Raw genomic sequence first — 13,443 nt, 5'->3', positions numbered from 1 at the left:
TCGTGACCAACGAGACCCGGTCGTTGAAAGCCCGACTGATCGGCGACCCGCTCCCCTCCGAGAAACTCGAGGGGCAGCTCCTGCCGAAGCACCTGGCGCTCCCCATCTTCGCCAGCGACCCGCTCTCCTCCGTGGCGTACGCACCGCAGGAACTGCTCATGATCCTGCTGCTCGGCGGGATGGCGTTCCTGACGTTCGCCCCCTGGGTGGCCGCGCTCGTCGTGCTGCTGCTCGTGGTCGTCGTCGCGTCCTACCGGCAGCTCATCAAGGCGTACCCGTCCGGGGGCGGCGACTACGAGGTCGCGCACCGGAACCTCGGCGAGAAGGCCGGGCTCGTCGTCGCGAGCGCCCTCCTCGTCGACTACGTGATGACGGTCGCCGTGTCGGTGGCCTCCGGCGTCGACAACATCATCTCGGCGCTGCCGATGCTCAACCCGTTCCGCGTGGAGCTGGCGCTCCTGTTCGTCGTGCTGCTGGCGGCCGCGAACCTCCGCGGCGTCCGCGAGTCGAGCAAGGCCTTCGCCGTGCCGACCTACCTGTTCGTGGCGAGCGTCTTCCTGATGGTCGTGACCGGCCTCGTCCGCATCGTCGCCGGGGACGCACCCGTGGCCGAGTCCGCCGGCTACACCGTCGAGAACATCGAGCACACCACGCAGGCGGCCTTCATCCTCCTGCTCCTCCGGGCCTTCGCGTCCGGCTGTTCGGCGCTCACCGGTGTCGAGGCGATCGCGAACGGCATCCCGGCCTTCCGCCGCCCGAAGATCAAGAACGCGCAACAGACCCTCGTGCTCATGGGCGGCATCGCGATCGTGCTGTTCGTCGGCCTCATCACGCTCGCCCTCGTCTCGCGCGTGCACTACGCCGAGAACGCCTGCGACCTGCAGGGCTTCGCAGACTGTGCCGCGACACCGCAGCGCTCCCTCATCGCGCAGATCGCCGCGGCGACGTTCGGCAACAACTCGATCCTGTTCTTCGTCATCCAGGTGACCACGGCGGCGGTGCTGCTCCTCGCGGCGAACACGGCCTTCAACGGGTTCCCGCTGCTCGGCTCGATCCTGGCGCGCGACTCCTACGCCCCGAAGGCGCTGTCCACCCGCGGTGACCGGCTCATCTACTCGAACGGCGTCATCGTGCTCGCGCTCGTCGCGGCCGCACTGCTCATCGTCTACCGGGCGAACGTCACGAGCCTGATCCAGCTGTACATCATCGGCGTGTTCGTCTCGTTCACGCTCGGGCAGAGCGGGATGGTCAAGCACTGGGTGAGCCTGCTGCGCGCCGACCGTGCCGGCACCGCCGGGGAGCCCGTGCACCGCGGGCAGGTCATCCGCAGCCTCACGATCAACTCGATCGGCGCCACCTTCACCTTCGTGGTGCTCGTCATCGTCACCATCACGAAGTTCACGCACGGCGCCTGGCTCGTCTTCGTGATCATGCCGGTGCTGTTCGTGCTCATGCTCGGCGTGAACCGCTACTACCGCGACGTCTCGCACGAGATCGCGGCCGACGCGGAGACCGAGTTCGGCGCCACGGGCGACCACGCCATCGTCCTCGTGAACAAGCTGCAGAAGCCCGTGCTGAAGGCGCTCGACTACGCCATCGCCGCGAAGCACGCCGACCTCGAGGCGGTGCACGTCGCGATCGACGACGCCGAGGCCGCGCGCCTCCGGGAGCAGTGGGCCGAGCACGGCATCGAGGTCCCGCTGACGATGGTGCCGAGCCCGTACCGCGACATCTCGATGCCGCTCATCAAGTACATCAAGGCACACCGGCTCGAGCACGGGTCCGAGGTCGTCACGGTGTACACGCCGGTGTTCATCGTCGGCCACTGGTGGGAGAGCCTGCTGCACAACCACCGCGGTCGCCGCATCCGGAAGAAGCTGCTGCTCATGCACGGTGTGACGGTCGCCCTCGTGCCGTGGCTGCTCGACTCCTCGGAGCTGCTCTACGGCAAGCGCTCCCGCCCGTTCCCCGGGCAGGACCGCCGCGGCGAACCCGTCCGCCCCGCGCTCCGTCGGTCGCCGCACGGGGTCTTCCGCTCCGAGGCCGAGGAGGACCGGCTCGTCCGCTCCGCCCAGCGCAACAGCCTGGAACCGCAGAATCTCCCGCACACCGGTGCCCCCTCCCGCCGGGCGACCCGACCGGCCGGACCCGCGGACGGGGTCGACCCCGCGCTCTGCACGGGCGAGATCCGGTCCCTCGTCCCGACGGCTCCGCCCGTCCCGCCCACTCCGGGCGACCGCGACTGAGCCGAGCGCCGTTCGACGGTGACCCCGCGTGACGGTGTCCGGTCGTACCATGTGACCCCATGACCACCGCGCCCGAGGACCTCCGCACCTTCGCGACCTTCGACGGACACGGCGGCAAGGTCTCGAAGCGCGTCGAGGTGCTCGACCACCGTCCGCCCGTCTCGTCGGACGGCCGCTACGACGGGCTCGTCGCGGTCCGCGGTGAACACCCGCTCGGCGCGCTCGACGAACGCGCGGCCGACGACTCCGCCGAGCTGACGCGCGGCGTCCCGAGCATCGGCTGGGTGGACCCGGCCACGCTGCGGGACTGGTACCGACCGGACCGGGTCGTGGTGAGCCTCCTGGACGCCCGCCGTTCCGGGCTGGAGCCCGGGGTCTACGCCGACTCGCGTGGACGGGGCAGGGTCCGGATCGACGGCCAGGAGGCTCACCTCGGTGCCGACGGTCGGCCCGCGTTCCGCGCTCTGGCCGGGTCGGCGGAGTCGCCGAAGGTGGACGTCCCGCTCCCGATGGACCAGGCCGTGCGGCTCGTGGTCGTGGCGGTGCCGCATGCCGGTCGTGACGGTGACGCACCGGCGCACCGGACGGCATCCGGAGCGGCCGGGGTGGAGGTCGTGACCACCCCCGTGGCACCGCTCCTGGCCCCCGGCGTGTACCCGGAGTACGCGGACGACGTCCCGGGTCTGCCGCCGCGGCCGGCCTCCGGACGTGTCCGCGTGGACGCGTCGGTGTTGCTCGACGGCGCCCTGCACCGCGTGGACCGGCTCGACGAGCGGGCGAACACGCTCTGGATCGACCGGGGCGGGCGTACCGTGCCGATCGCGGCGAGCGACGTCGGCGGCGACCTGGTCCGGTACACGGCGACGCGGGTCTGAGGTCACGGGCCGGAGCTGCCGCCCCCGCTGGTCGCCGTCCGCGTCCGGTCGTCGCGGTCCGTCGGGGGACGTCGTGCTGCGCGGGAGGTCGGGGGTGCGGCGTACGGTCACGCTCATGAGTGATGCAGACCAGAACCAGCCGGAGACCCTCGGCGGCGAGCGCCCGGACCCGTCGACCACCGCGAGCAAGGACCCCGAGCAGTGGGTGACCGGCGACGAGCCCATGACCGGCCCGCAGCGCAGCTACCTCGACACCCTCGCGCGTGAGGCCGGCGAGGAGCTCCCCGCCGACCTCAACAAGGCCGAGGCGTCGGAGAACATCGACCGCCTGCAGCAGAAGACCGGCCGCGGCGCGAACTGAGCAACGGTCGTTGCTGTACGGCGGTCCGCTCTTCGGCGGACCGCCGTCTGGCATCGCCCTGGCAGACCACCCGCAGTCGCCTGGACCGCACGGTTCGATGACACGTCACCACATACCGTCGTCGCCATGGCTCCCACATCGACTTCCCTCGGTCTCACCGTGCTCCGCGTCGTGCTCGGCGTGGTGTTCATCGCCCACGGCGCGCAGAAGGTCGCGCAGGGGATCCCCGCCGTCGCGCAGGGCTTCAGCGGCATGGGCGTCCCGCTCGCCGCGGTCGCCGCCCCGGTCGTCGCCGGCCTCGAGCTCGTCGGCGGCGTGCTCCTCGTGTTCGGGGTCGCGACCCGCGTCGTCGCCGTGCTCCTCGCGGTCGACATGGTCGTCGCCGGGGCACTCGCGCACCTGTCGTCCGGCTTCTTCGCGCAGGACGGCGGGTTCGAGTACGTCCTCGTCCTGGCCGCCGGGTCCCTCGCGCTCGCGTTGACCGGACCGGGACGGTACTCGGTCGACGCGCTCGTGCGGCACCGAACGCGCAGCCGACGCGCGGTGCCGGAGCGGGTCGTCGCCTGACCGCCGTCGGAAGCCGCGCCCCTACAGCCAGTTGCGCTTCTTGAAGACGACCCAGAGCACCACCCCGAGCGCGAGCATGAGCGCGATCGCGAACGGGTAGCCGAGCACCCAGTGCAGCTCCGGCATGTGGTCGAAGTTCATGCCGTAGATCGACGCGACCAGGGTGGGCGCGAAGAGGATCGCCGCCCACGAGGAGATCTTCTTCACCTCCTCCCCCTGGTCCATCGACGCCTTGGCGAGTCGGCGGCTCTCCTCACCCTGCGCGAGGCTCGCACTCGTCATCCGGCGCATCGCGTCGTTCTGCTCCTGCGTGACGAGGGTCGAGTGCAGCGTCAGCGCGTTCTCGAGCAACGCCCGGAACGTGTCGGCCCGTTCCGTGATCCGGAGCGCGTGGTCCATCACGTTGCGCAACTGGTTCTGCACCTCGACGTCGGTGCCGTACTTGCCGGCACCCCGGAGCAGTGCGGTCAACATGCCGGGCAGCGGGCCGATCGCGCGTTGGAAGCCGATGACCTCGCTGAGGAGCTGGTAGATCCGCTTCGACGACTCCGGGTCCACGTCGCCGTCGAACAGGTCGTCCTCGATCTCGTCGATGTCGTCCTGCAGACCGGCGATGACCGGGCCGTAGCTGTCGACGACCTCGTCGAGCACCGCGCACAGCACCGCCTCGGACCCGCGCGCGAGCGCCTCCGGGTCCGTCTCGAGGCGCCTCCGGACGTCGGCGAGGTCCGGCCGCTCGGCATGCCGGACCGTGACGACGAAGTCCCGCCCGGTGAACAGGTGCACCTCGCCGAACTCGACGGTCTCCTCGTCGTCGTCGTACCAGGCCGGCCGGAGCACCACGAACAGGGTGTCCCCGTAGCGCTCGAGCTTGGCTCGCTGGTGGCCCTTGCTGGCGTCCTCGACGGCGAGCGGGTGCAGACCGAACTCGTCCGCCACGGAGGCGAGCTCGGCGTCACTGGGGCGGTACAGCCCGATCCACGCCATCGCGCCGCTCCCCGCGCCGTCGAGGGCGTCGTACGTGCGTCGGAGGTCCTCCGGCGAGTGCGTCCGCACACCGTCGCGGTAGATGCCGTTGTCGATCAGGGGCACGGGTGTCCTCCTCGGGCTGGTGGTGAGCGGCCGTCGAGCGACCCGGGCGATCGTACCCAGTGCGCCGGGTCCGACTCCGGACGCCGACCGGGAGGCCGGTCAGTCGTAGCCGAGGACCACCGACCCCGGGAGGTCGTCGGCGTCCGCACCGACACCGCGGGCCGGCGCGGACGGACGGAGACCGGACGGGCCGAGTGCGGACGAGCCGAGCGCGGACGGGCCGAGTGCGGACGGACGGAGCGACGGGCCGAGGGCGGACGGACGGAGCGCAGACGGACGGAGCGACGGACCGGGCATGCGGACGAGCCTCCACCTCGGCGACGCCGCGGTGCGCGCCGCACACCGCTCCCTGACGCCGCTCCCCGGGATCCTCGCGGATCCCTCACACGCGGGACGGTCGCCACGCCCCCCGGTCACGGTCCGTCGGGTGACCGCTCCGGGTCGTCGGCCGCCAGCACCGCCATCACCTGCCGGGCGATCCGGCGGCCAGCTCGGTTCGCACCGATCGTCGACGCCTGCGGACCGTAGCCCGCCAGGAAGAGCCGTGGTTCGGCGTCGGAGCGCCCGTCCTCGACGACGATCCCGCCGGCCTCGGTCCGCAGGTGCAGCGGTGCGAGGTGCCGCAGGTCAGCGCGGAACCCGGTCGCCCAGATGACCGCGTCGGCGGGGACGTGCTCACCGTCGGCGGTCACGACCCCGTCCGCGTCGAGTCGTGTGAACATCGGCTCAGGCTGCAGCAGACCGCGCGCCAGGGCGCGCCGGATGCGCGGGGTGACCGGGAGGCCCGTGCCGCTCACGATGCTCGGCAACGTCCGTCCCGCCCGCGCGGCCCGGTCCTGGTCCTCGACCGCCGCGACGGCAGCGCCGACCGCGAGTGCAGGCTCCTCCGACCAGACCACCGGTCGACGGGTGTACCACCGCGTGCTCCGGGCGACGCCGTCCAGCTCGAGCAGGAACCCGATGGCGCTCGTACCGCCCCCGACGACGACGACGTCCTGCCCGGCGAACTCGGACGCATCGCGGTACCCCGTCGTGTCGATCTGGCGCCCCCGGAACAGGTCGCGGCCTGCGACCCACGGCACGAACGGGGTGCCCCACGTGCCGGAGGCGTTGACGACGACCTCGGCCCGGACCGCGCCGACCGTCCCGGCGCCGTCGCGGGTCTCGACCACCAGCGCAGGAGCGACCCCGCCGGGGCCGCGCCCGTCGTCGCGGCGGACGGCCGTGACGGCGACGGGACGGCGCACCCGGAGGTCGTGGTGCTCCTCGAACCGGTGGTAGTACTCCGCCACGACGTCGCGAGCCGGTCGTGACCGATCGGCGTCGTCGAACCGCAGCCCCATCTCGTGCATCCCCGGCAGGTCGTGCACCCGGTGCGCGAGGCCGAGACGGAGGGCTTCCCACCGGAACTGCCACGCGCCTCCCGTCCCCGGCGCACGGTCGAAGACGACCAGGTCGCGCCCCGCGGTGAGGCCGGCGCGCTGGAGGTGCCAGGCCACGGAGAGGCCTGCCTGGCCGGCGCCGATCACGACGACACGGGCCTGCTGGTCGGCGGTGCGCATCACCCTCGATTCTGCTGTGCTCGGGACGCGCCGGGCGAAGTCGGCAACGGGGTACATGGTAAAGTGGCCGACAGATTTCAAACCACGAACCGTCCGTTCTCCCGGGTGCACACTCGTCGCCCGCAGAGACCGGACACGAGCCGACACAGAGGGGGTCACGCATGGGGCGCGGCCGTCAGAAGGCGAAGCACACCAAGGTCGCCCGGGAGCTGAAGTACTTCAGCCCGGACACGAACTACGGTGCTCTCGAACGCGAACTCTCCGTCACACAACAGTCGGACGAGCCCGACTACGTCGACCGCTGGGCCGACGAGTTCGGTGACGATGGTGACCTGGAGAACCAGACGGACACGAACAAGTCCGCCTGACCTCTCGGTCTGACGACGCCGCGCACCTCCGGGGAGCGCGGCGTCTCGTCGTGTCCGGACGGGCGCGGGCGCGTGGTCGTGCGCGGCTGAGGACACCGCGCACCTCCGGGGAGCGCGGTGTCTCGTCGTGTCCGGACTCGCCGGTCCGCTGGGTGCCCGCGGACGCGTGGTCGCGCGCGACGACTCCGGACGTCCGGGGCACGACGTGCGGTCGCCGGCCGACTCGCACGACCCGCCGGTCGCGGGCGTGTGGGTGACCGTGTCAGCAACCTCGACGGCGGGCGAGCGGCGGACGTGCGTGCGGGACGCCGCCCGGCGCGCACGGGGTTCCGGGACTCGCCGTCCGTCGCGCGTCCCGGTTCCCGGATCGCGGATCCTCGCGCGCCGAGGTTCCGCGATCCTGGAACCTCGGCGGGCGCGGCCGGGCGCGGGGGCAGACTCGAGGGCGCGAGCGGGCGCGCTCAGCCCGCGTAGGACCCGACGAGCCGCACGGCACCGCCGTCGACGCCCTTGGCGCCCTGCTCGAACCCGGTCAGGTCGCGCGCACCCGTCGACACCGAGCCGACCGTCCACGCGGGCAGCCCGGCCGCACCGAGGGAGGCGGTGACCTCGTCCGCCGCGGCGCCGGACACCACGGCGAACATGCCGATGCCGAGGTTCCAGGTGCCCTCGGTGTCCTCGATCGGGGTGCCGGCAAGGTCGGCGAGCACGCGGAACACCGGGAGCGGCTGCCAGGTGGACCGCTCGACCTCGACCCATGAACCGACGGGCAGCACGCGGGCGAGGTTCGCCGCGATGCCGCCACCGGTGACGTGCGACAGCGAGTGCACGTCGCCCGGGTGCCCGTCGATCAGCTCGAGGAGCGGGGTCGTGTAGAGGCGGGTGGGCTCGAGCAGGGCCTCGCCGACCAGACCGCCGAGCTCCGGCAGCGTGTCGGTGTAGCCGATGCCCCGCTGGCCCAGGATGTGCCGCACGAGCGAGTAGCCGTTGGAGTGCAGCCCCGAGGACTCGATGGCGATGACCACGTCCCCGTCCTGCACCAGGTGCGCGCCGAGCTGCGAGCCGGCTTCGACCGCGCCGACTGCGGCACCGGCGACGTCGTAGTCGTCCGGTCCGAGCAGACCCGGGTGTTCCGCGGTCTCGCCGCCGACGAGGGCGGTGCCGGTGGCCGCGCAGCCGCGAGCGATGCCCGCGACGATGTCGGCGATCCGGTTCGGCACGACCCGGCCGCAGGCGATGTAGTCCGTCATGAACAACGGCTTCGCACCGACCACGACGATGTCGTCGACGACCATGCCGACCAGGTCCTGCCCGATGGTGTCGTGCTTGTCGATCGCCTGCGCGATGGCGACCTTCGTCCCCACACCGTCGGTCGAGGTCGCGAGCAGCGGACGCTCGAAGTCCTTGAGGAACGAGACGTCGTAGAGCCCGGCGAAGCCACCGACGCCGCCCAGGACGGACGCGGTGTGCGTCGCCGAGACGGCGGACTTCATGAGCTCGACGGCCAGGTCACCGGCGGCGGTGTCGACACCGGCCTCGGCGTAGGGGTTGGGCATACGTCGTCCTCCGCTGGGCATGGCAGACTTGTTCGGTACCACCCGATCCTACGGTCTGGAGCACCCCGCGAATGTGCGGCATCGTCGGCCTCGTTGCGCAGGGGCCTGCAAATCAATCCATCTACGACGCACTGCTCCTCCTGCAACACCGGGGACAGGACTCGACGGGCATCGCCACGGTCGACGGGCACGTGCACCACATGCACAAGACCCGCGGTCACGTGCGTGAGGCGTTCCGCACCCGTGACATGCGTGCCCTGCTCGGCACGATGGGTCTCGGGCACGTCCGGTACGCCACGAAGGGCGCCGCGAGCAACGAGGAAGAGGCCCAGCCGTTCTACGTGAACGCGCCGTACGGCATCGTCCTCGTGCACAACGGCAACCTGACGAACACGCGTGAACTCACGCGGGAGCTGTTCGACATCGACCGCCGGCACCTCAACACGACCTCGGACACCGAGCTGCTCGTGAACGTCCTGGCGCACGAACTGCAGGGGCAGGTCCGCGGCAAGCACCTGGACCCCGGGCAGGTGTTCGACGCCGTCGAGCGCGTGCACGAGCGCGTCGAGGGCTCGTACGCCACGATCGCGACCATCGCCGGGCACGGCCTGCTCGCGTTCCGCGACCCGTTCGGCATCCGTCCGCTCATCCTCGGGCACAAGTTCGACGACGCGGGGAAGAGCGAGTGGGTCGTCGCGAGCGAGTCCCTCGTGCTCGAGTCCGGCGGCTACGACATCGTCCGTGACGTCGCCCCCGGCGAGGCCGTCTTCATCGAGATGGACGGCACCATGCACGCCCGACAGTGCGCGACGGATCCGCGCCTGGTGCCGTGCGCGTTCGAGTACGTCTACCTCGCCCGTCCGGACTCGGTGATGAACGGCATCTCGGTGTACGACGCGCGCCTGCGCCTCGGCAACCGCCTCGCCGACACGATCGAGCAGTACGCGCCGACCGGTGACATCGACGTCGTCATGCCGATCCCGGACTCGAGCCGACCGGCGGCGATGCAGGTCGCCCAGAAGCTCGGCATCGAGTACCGCGAGGGCTTCTACAAGAACCGCTACGTCGGCCGGACGTTCATCATGCCGGGGCAGGCGGAGCGCAAGCGGAGCGTCCGGCAGAAGCTCAACGCGATGTCCTCCGAGTTCAAGGGCAAGAACATCCTCATCGTCGACGACTCGATCGTGCGGGGCACGACGAGCCGCGAGATCGTCGAGATGGCCCGTGCCGCCGGTGCGAACGAGGTCACGTTCACGAGCGCCGCTCCCCCGGTCCGCTACCCGCACGTGTACGGCATCAACATGCCGACCCGGGCCGAGCTCATCGCGCACGACCGCAAGATCCCGGAGATCAACACGGTGCTCGGCAGTGACCACCTGATCTACCAGGAGATCGGCGACATGCGCGACGCCATCATCGAGGGGTCCGGCGTCACCGACCTCGAGATGAGCTGCTTCACGGGTGAGTACGTCACCGGGTCGGTGTCGCCGGAGTACCTCGCCTGGGTCGAGGCGAACCAGCTCAGCTGACGTCGTCCGCGACGTCGGACACGACGGACGGGAGGCCCGACACCAGCTGGTGTCGGGCCTCCCGTCCGTTCTGGGTCGCTTCCGTGACCCGTGCGGTCAGTGCCCGGGCTGCGGAGCGCCCGGACCCGGCTGCGGCGCGTCCGGGTCGTCGAGCTCCCCGTCGACGGTCTCGGGGACCGGGTCCACCGTGACCCGTTCGGCGGTGAGGCTGGCGGCGCGACGGGACGAGACCCGGTCGAGGACGACCGCGACGAGCGCGCCGACGAGCATCCCGATCGAGACGCCGTAGAGGCTGAAGTAGCCGACGAGCCCGGCGAAGCCCGTGGTCTCCTGTTGGTCACCGCGGTCGATGCCCATGGTGAGCGCGACGACGACGACCGTCACGAGGAAGCCGAGCACGGCACCGCCGAGTATGAAGACGCTGAAGCGCGGGGCGCGGCGGATGGTGACCTGGTCCGGGGTGGTCACCACGTCGGGTGCCGGGACCGGACGCTGGTCGGGTCGGTCGGTGTTGCTCACCCCTCCATTGTCCCCCACCTTGGGAGGAGGCTCGCCCGGCAGTTCGTCCACCGGACGCGAGATGATGGTCCGACACCGCGGAGTGTCGAGGACGGAGGTGCGCGATGGTCGACGAGACCGGCTCGAGCGACCCCCGTCCGACGCGGACTCCCGCGCGGCTGTCGTGGCCGGTGCTCCGGCGCCGTGAAGAGGACCGGGCCGTCGCGGTCGTCGCCGAGCACCGCTGGAGCGTCGCCCTCGTCGGGGCGCCCGGACTCGGCAAGACCACCGTCGCCGCCCGCGTGACCGACCGCGTCGTCCGGCTGGCTCCGGACCCGGTGCCGCTGGTCGTGCCGATCACCGCGGTCGCCGCCGGTTCCTCGATGCCGTTCGGCGCCGTCTCGGACCGGTTCGGCGACGTGCTCGGCGACGACCTGACGGAACCCGTCCCCGCCGAGGGACGGTTGCGCCAGGCGGCCGACACGGAGGGGCGTGACCTCGTGCTGCGGGTCGACGACGCCGACCTGCTCGACACCCTGTCCGCGCGCTACGTCGCGTGGCTCGTCCGGGAGCGCGGTGCGCGGCTGGTCCTGACGTGCCGGGACTTCACCGCGCTCGCCGAACCGTTGCGGGCGCTCTGGCAGGACGACCTCCTCGAGCGGATCGACCTCGGGCCGCTCGACGTGGACGAGACCTCCTCGCTCCTGGAACGCGCACTCGGAGCCCCGCTCGAACCGGCATCGGTCGAACAGGTGCACCGCGCGACCGAGGGGAACCCGCTGTACCTGCGGGAGGTCGTCCGCGCGGGGCTCGCCTCCGGGGCCCTCGAGCACACCGCCCTGAGCTGGTACTGGCGCGGACGGGTCACCGCGTCCCACAGCCTGGCCGACATGTACCGGACGGAGCTCGCCGCGCTCCCCGGTGACCTGCGCGACGTCGTCGAGATCGTCGCCCTCGCGGAACCGATCCCGCTCGCGCGGTTGCTGCCGCTCGTCGACGGCGCCGACCTCGACCGGACGGTGGGGCTCGGCTTCGTCCGGGTCGACTCGACGGACACCGCGAGTCCCGTCGCGCGGTCGTCGCACCCGCTCGTCGGCGAGGTCGTCCGGGCCCTGGTCCCCGTCGCTCGGCGGAACGCCCTCTTCGCGCGGGCGAACGCCTTCCGCACCGACCGACCGGAGGGCGCCCCGCCGGCAGCCCGCCTCCGCGCGACCCTGTGGGCGCTCGAGTGCGGCGTCCTGCCACCCGTCGACCAGCTGCTCGACGCGGCACGGATCGCCGGAGGCCTCCAGGAGCACGAGAGCACCATCGCGCTGACGTCCGCCGCGCTCGGCTCGGACCTGACGCCGACGGACCGGGTCCGCACCCACTGCCTGCGGTCACTCGCCCACGGGTACGGCAGCGGACGCGAGGCCGGGCGGCTCGACGCGGAGGCCGCGTGGGGGCTGGCGACCTCGGGCGCGGACGTCGCGGACGTCGCCGTCGTCGAGGCATGCGAGACCCTGGCGAACCTCCGGCAGTTCCACGACGACGACACCGCGGCCGCCGTGGCGCTGACCGAGATCGCCGTCGCGTACGTCGGCCCGGACACCCACGAGCAGCTCCGCGTCCTCCGACTGTCGCACCTCGGATGGGGCGGGGACTTCGCCGAGGTCCGACAGGAGATCGAGCGCTCCGGCGTCCTGCACGCGCCGGCGATCCCCCGGTCCTTCCTGCCGATCGCCCCGTGCGCCGTGATGGCCCTCGGGACGGGTGGGCGGCTCGACGAGGCGATGCGGCTCGCCCAGGCGTGCCTGGCGACGGCCACGGTCCACCTCGAGGACTCACCGTGGAGCGTCGGCGAGGTCGTGTCCGTCCTGCACCAGGTCCAGGTCTGGCGAGGGGACATCGCCGAGATGGTGACGCAGGTGCCGTTCGTCCGCGCCGACCCGTTCCTCAAGTACGACTTCACCCTCGAGCTGTTCGGGATCGGGAACCGGGCGCTCGGGCAACGCCGGTGGTCCGATGCGGTCACGGCGTTCACGGCGGCGTGTGAGCGGTACGAGGTCTCCGACCCGGGCGGGTTCTCCGCGTACGCGTGGTCCCGTCTGGCGATGTCGCAGGCGTACGCGGACATGCCGGACGCCGCCGCCGAGTCGGTCGAGCGCGCACGGACCACCCCGCTCCGCGCCATGCGGATCCTCGGCGACCAGATCGAGACGACGATCGCGTGGACCGAGGCGCTGCTCGGCAACCCGGCAGGACTCCGGCGGGCGGACGAGATCATCGCGCGTGGGACGGCGTCCGGCGCGTGGACCCACGTGCTGTACGCGCAGACCCTGCACTACGCCATGGACGCCACGGCGGGACGGGACACCACCGCCTCGCTCGCGCGGATGGAGGAGGCGGCCACCCGCGTCGACGGCCCCCTGGCCGCGGCGATCACCGGCTACGCCGAGGCGCTCCGGTCCGGCGACCGCTCGTGGATCGCCAGCGCGCAGGCCGCCCTGGCCGCGTGCGGCATGGCGGTGACCGCGGGCCGGACGAAGCAGCCGCTCACGAAGCGCGAGTACGAGGTGGCCCAGCTGGCCGCCCACGGGTACTCGAACCGGCGGATCGCGGACCGGCTCGGGCTGTCGGTCCGGACGGTCGACGCGCACATGTCCCGCGTGTTCGCGAAGTGGGACCTCCGTGCACGATCGGAACTCGCCGAACTCGTCTGAGCACGGGAGGGCCGGGGGACGGAAGGTCCGCGCAGGACGGAACGGTCTGCGCAGGACGGAACGGTCTGCGCAGGACGGAACGGTCTG

At 72.0% G+C, this 13,443-nt stretch carries 12 protein-coding genes; 7 read left to right on the top strand and 5 right to left on the bottom strand.

Features of this window, described 5'->3' with window-relative positions; translation table 11 throughout:
- Positions 1 to 2 precede the first annotated feature (2 nt).
- The 4 genes from DEI91_RS04345 (at position 3) to DEI91_RS04330 (ending at position 4,049) form a co-directional block, all read left to right on the top strand.
- The gene (locus DEI91_RS04345; protein ID WP_258374286.1) at positions 3 to 2,246 is read left to right on the top strand and encodes an APC family permease; all 2,244 of its coding nucleotides are present in this window, start codon (positions 3 to 5) and stop codon (positions 2,244 to 2,246) included.
- A 59-nt stretch (positions 2,247 to 2,305) separates the two neighbouring features.
- Positions 2,306 to 3,121 carry a hypothetical protein gene (locus DEI91_RS04340; RefSeq protein WP_111051092.1) on the top strand — a complete coding sequence of 272 codons (816 nt, stop codon included), beginning with the start codon at positions 2,306 to 2,308 and terminating at the stop codon, positions 3,119 to 3,121.
- Between the two features lie 115 nt (positions 3,122 to 3,236).
- Complete coding sequence (locus DEI91_RS04335) at positions 3,237 to 3,482, top strand: DUF3072 domain-containing protein (protein WP_111051091.1); 246 nt, start codon at positions 3,237 to 3,239, stop codon at positions 3,480 to 3,482.
- A 126-nt stretch (positions 3,483 to 3,608) separates the two neighbouring features.
- Positions 3,609 to 4,049 carry a DoxX family protein gene (locus tag DEI91_RS04330; protein WP_111051090.1) on the top strand — a complete coding sequence of 147 codons (441 nt, stop codon included), beginning with the start codon at positions 3,609 to 3,611 and terminating at the stop codon, positions 4,047 to 4,049.
- A 21-nt stretch (positions 4,050 to 4,070) separates the two neighbouring features.
- On the opposite strand, the gene DEI91_RS04325 is transcribed toward DEI91_RS04330, so the two are convergent.
- The 3 genes from DEI91_RS04325 to DEI91_RS04315 all read right to left on the bottom strand — a co-directional run bounded on the left by DEI91_RS04325 (position 4,071) and on the right by DEI91_RS04315 (position 6,703).
- Complete coding sequence (locus DEI91_RS04325; protein WP_111051089.1) at positions 4,071 to 5,141, bottom strand: magnesium and cobalt transport protein CorA; 1,071 nt, start codon at positions 5,139 to 5,141, stop codon at positions 4,071 to 4,073.
- A 99-nt stretch (positions 5,142 to 5,240) separates the two neighbouring features.
- Entirely contained in the window at positions 5,241 to 5,438 is a 198-nt protein-coding gene (locus DEI91_RS04320; RefSeq protein WP_111051088.1) for a hypothetical protein, read from the bottom strand.
- A gap of 116 nt (positions 5,439 to 5,554) precedes the next feature.
- Positions 5,555 to 6,703: an NAD(P)-binding domain-containing protein gene (locus DEI91_RS04315; protein ID WP_111051087.1), complete on the bottom strand. Its 1,149-nt coding sequence runs from the start codon at positions 6,701 to 6,703 to the stop codon at positions 5,555 to 5,557.
- Positions 6,704 to 6,864: 161 nt separating this feature from the next.
- Here DEI91_RS04315 and DEI91_RS04310 point away from each other — a divergent pair, with 161 nt between their 5' ends.
- On the top strand, positions 6,865 to 7,071 hold the full coding sequence (locus DEI91_RS04310) for a DUF3073 domain-containing protein (RefSeq protein ID WP_111051086.1): 207 nt from the start codon (positions 6,865 to 6,867) through the stop codon (positions 7,069 to 7,071).
- A 461-nt stretch (positions 7,072 to 7,532) separates the two neighbouring features.
- Here the strand turns inward: DEI91_RS04310 and purM are convergent, their stop codons facing one another.
- Entirely contained in the window at positions 7,533 to 8,627 is a 1,095-nt protein-coding gene (gene purM, locus DEI91_RS04305) for a phosphoribosylformylglycinamidine cyclo-ligase (RefSeq protein ID WP_111051085.1), read from the bottom strand.
- A gap of 71 nt (positions 8,628 to 8,698) precedes the next feature.
- Between purM and purF the strand changes: the two genes are divergently transcribed.
- Positions 8,699 to 10,156 (top strand): amidophosphoribosyltransferase, encoded by a 1,458-nt coding sequence (gene purF, locus DEI91_RS04300; protein WP_111051084.1) that lies wholly within the window; start codon positions 8,699 to 8,701, stop codon positions 10,154 to 10,156.
- A gap of 96 nt (positions 10,157 to 10,252) precedes the next feature.
- On the opposite strand, the gene DEI91_RS04295 is transcribed toward purF, so the two are convergent.
- The gene (locus tag DEI91_RS04295) at positions 10,253 to 10,675 is read right to left on the bottom strand and encodes a hypothetical protein (RefSeq protein ID WP_111051083.1); all 423 of its coding nucleotides are present in this window, start codon (positions 10,673 to 10,675) and stop codon (positions 10,253 to 10,255) included.
- A gap of 104 nt (positions 10,676 to 10,779) precedes the next feature.
- On the opposite strand from DEI91_RS04295, the gene DEI91_RS04290 reads away from it, so the two are divergent.
- On the top strand, positions 10,780 to 13,356 hold the full coding sequence (locus DEI91_RS04290) for a LuxR C-terminal-related transcriptional regulator (protein ID WP_111051082.1): 2,577 nt from the start codon (positions 10,780 to 10,782) through the stop codon (positions 13,354 to 13,356).
- Positions 13,357 to 13,443 lie beyond the last annotated feature (87 nt).

Source organism: Curtobacterium sp. MCBD17_032 (assembly GCF_003234855.1).
In the GTDB taxonomy this organism is placed as follows: domain Bacteria; phylum Actinomycetota; class Actinomycetes; order Actinomycetales; family Microbacteriaceae; genus Curtobacterium.
This window is presented reverse-complemented; position numbering and strand designations above follow the sequence as displayed.

Excerpts from the sequence above, each read along its gene's own strand:
- DEI91_RS04330 (WP_111051090.1), top strand. The coding sequence starts at position 3,609 with ATGGCTCCCACATCGACTTCCCTCGGTCTCACCGTGCTCCGCGTCGTG.
- DEI91_RS04320 (WP_111051088.1), bottom strand. The coding sequence starts at position 5,438 with ATGCCCGGTCCGTCGCTCCGTCCGTCTGCGCTCCGTCCGTCCGCCCTC.
- purF (WP_111051084.1), top strand. The coding sequence starts at position 8,699 with ATGTGCGGCATCGTCGGCCTCGTTGCGCAGGGGCCTGCAAATCAATCC.
- DEI91_RS04290 (WP_111051082.1), top strand. The coding sequence starts at position 10,780 with ATGGTCGACGAGACCGGCTCGAGCGACCCCCGTCCGACGCGGACTCCC.
- DEI91_RS04340 (WP_111051092.1), top strand. The coding sequence starts at position 2,306 with ATGACCACCGCGCCCGAGGACCTCCGCACCTTCGCGACCTTCGACGGA.
- DEI91_RS04310 (WP_111051086.1), top strand. The coding sequence starts at position 6,865 with ATGGGGCGCGGCCGTCAGAAGGCGAAGCACACCAAGGTCGCCCGGGAG.
- purM (WP_111051085.1), bottom strand. The coding sequence starts at position 8,627 with ATGCCCAACCCCTACGCCGAGGCCGGTGTCGACACCGCCGCCGGTGAC.
- DEI91_RS04335 (WP_111051091.1), top strand. The coding sequence starts at position 3,237 with ATGAGTGATGCAGACCAGAACCAGCCGGAGACCCTCGGCGGCGAGCGC.
- DEI91_RS04315 (WP_111051087.1), bottom strand. The coding sequence starts at position 6,703 with ATGCGCACCGCCGACCAGCAGGCCCGTGTCGTCGTGATCGGCGCCGGC.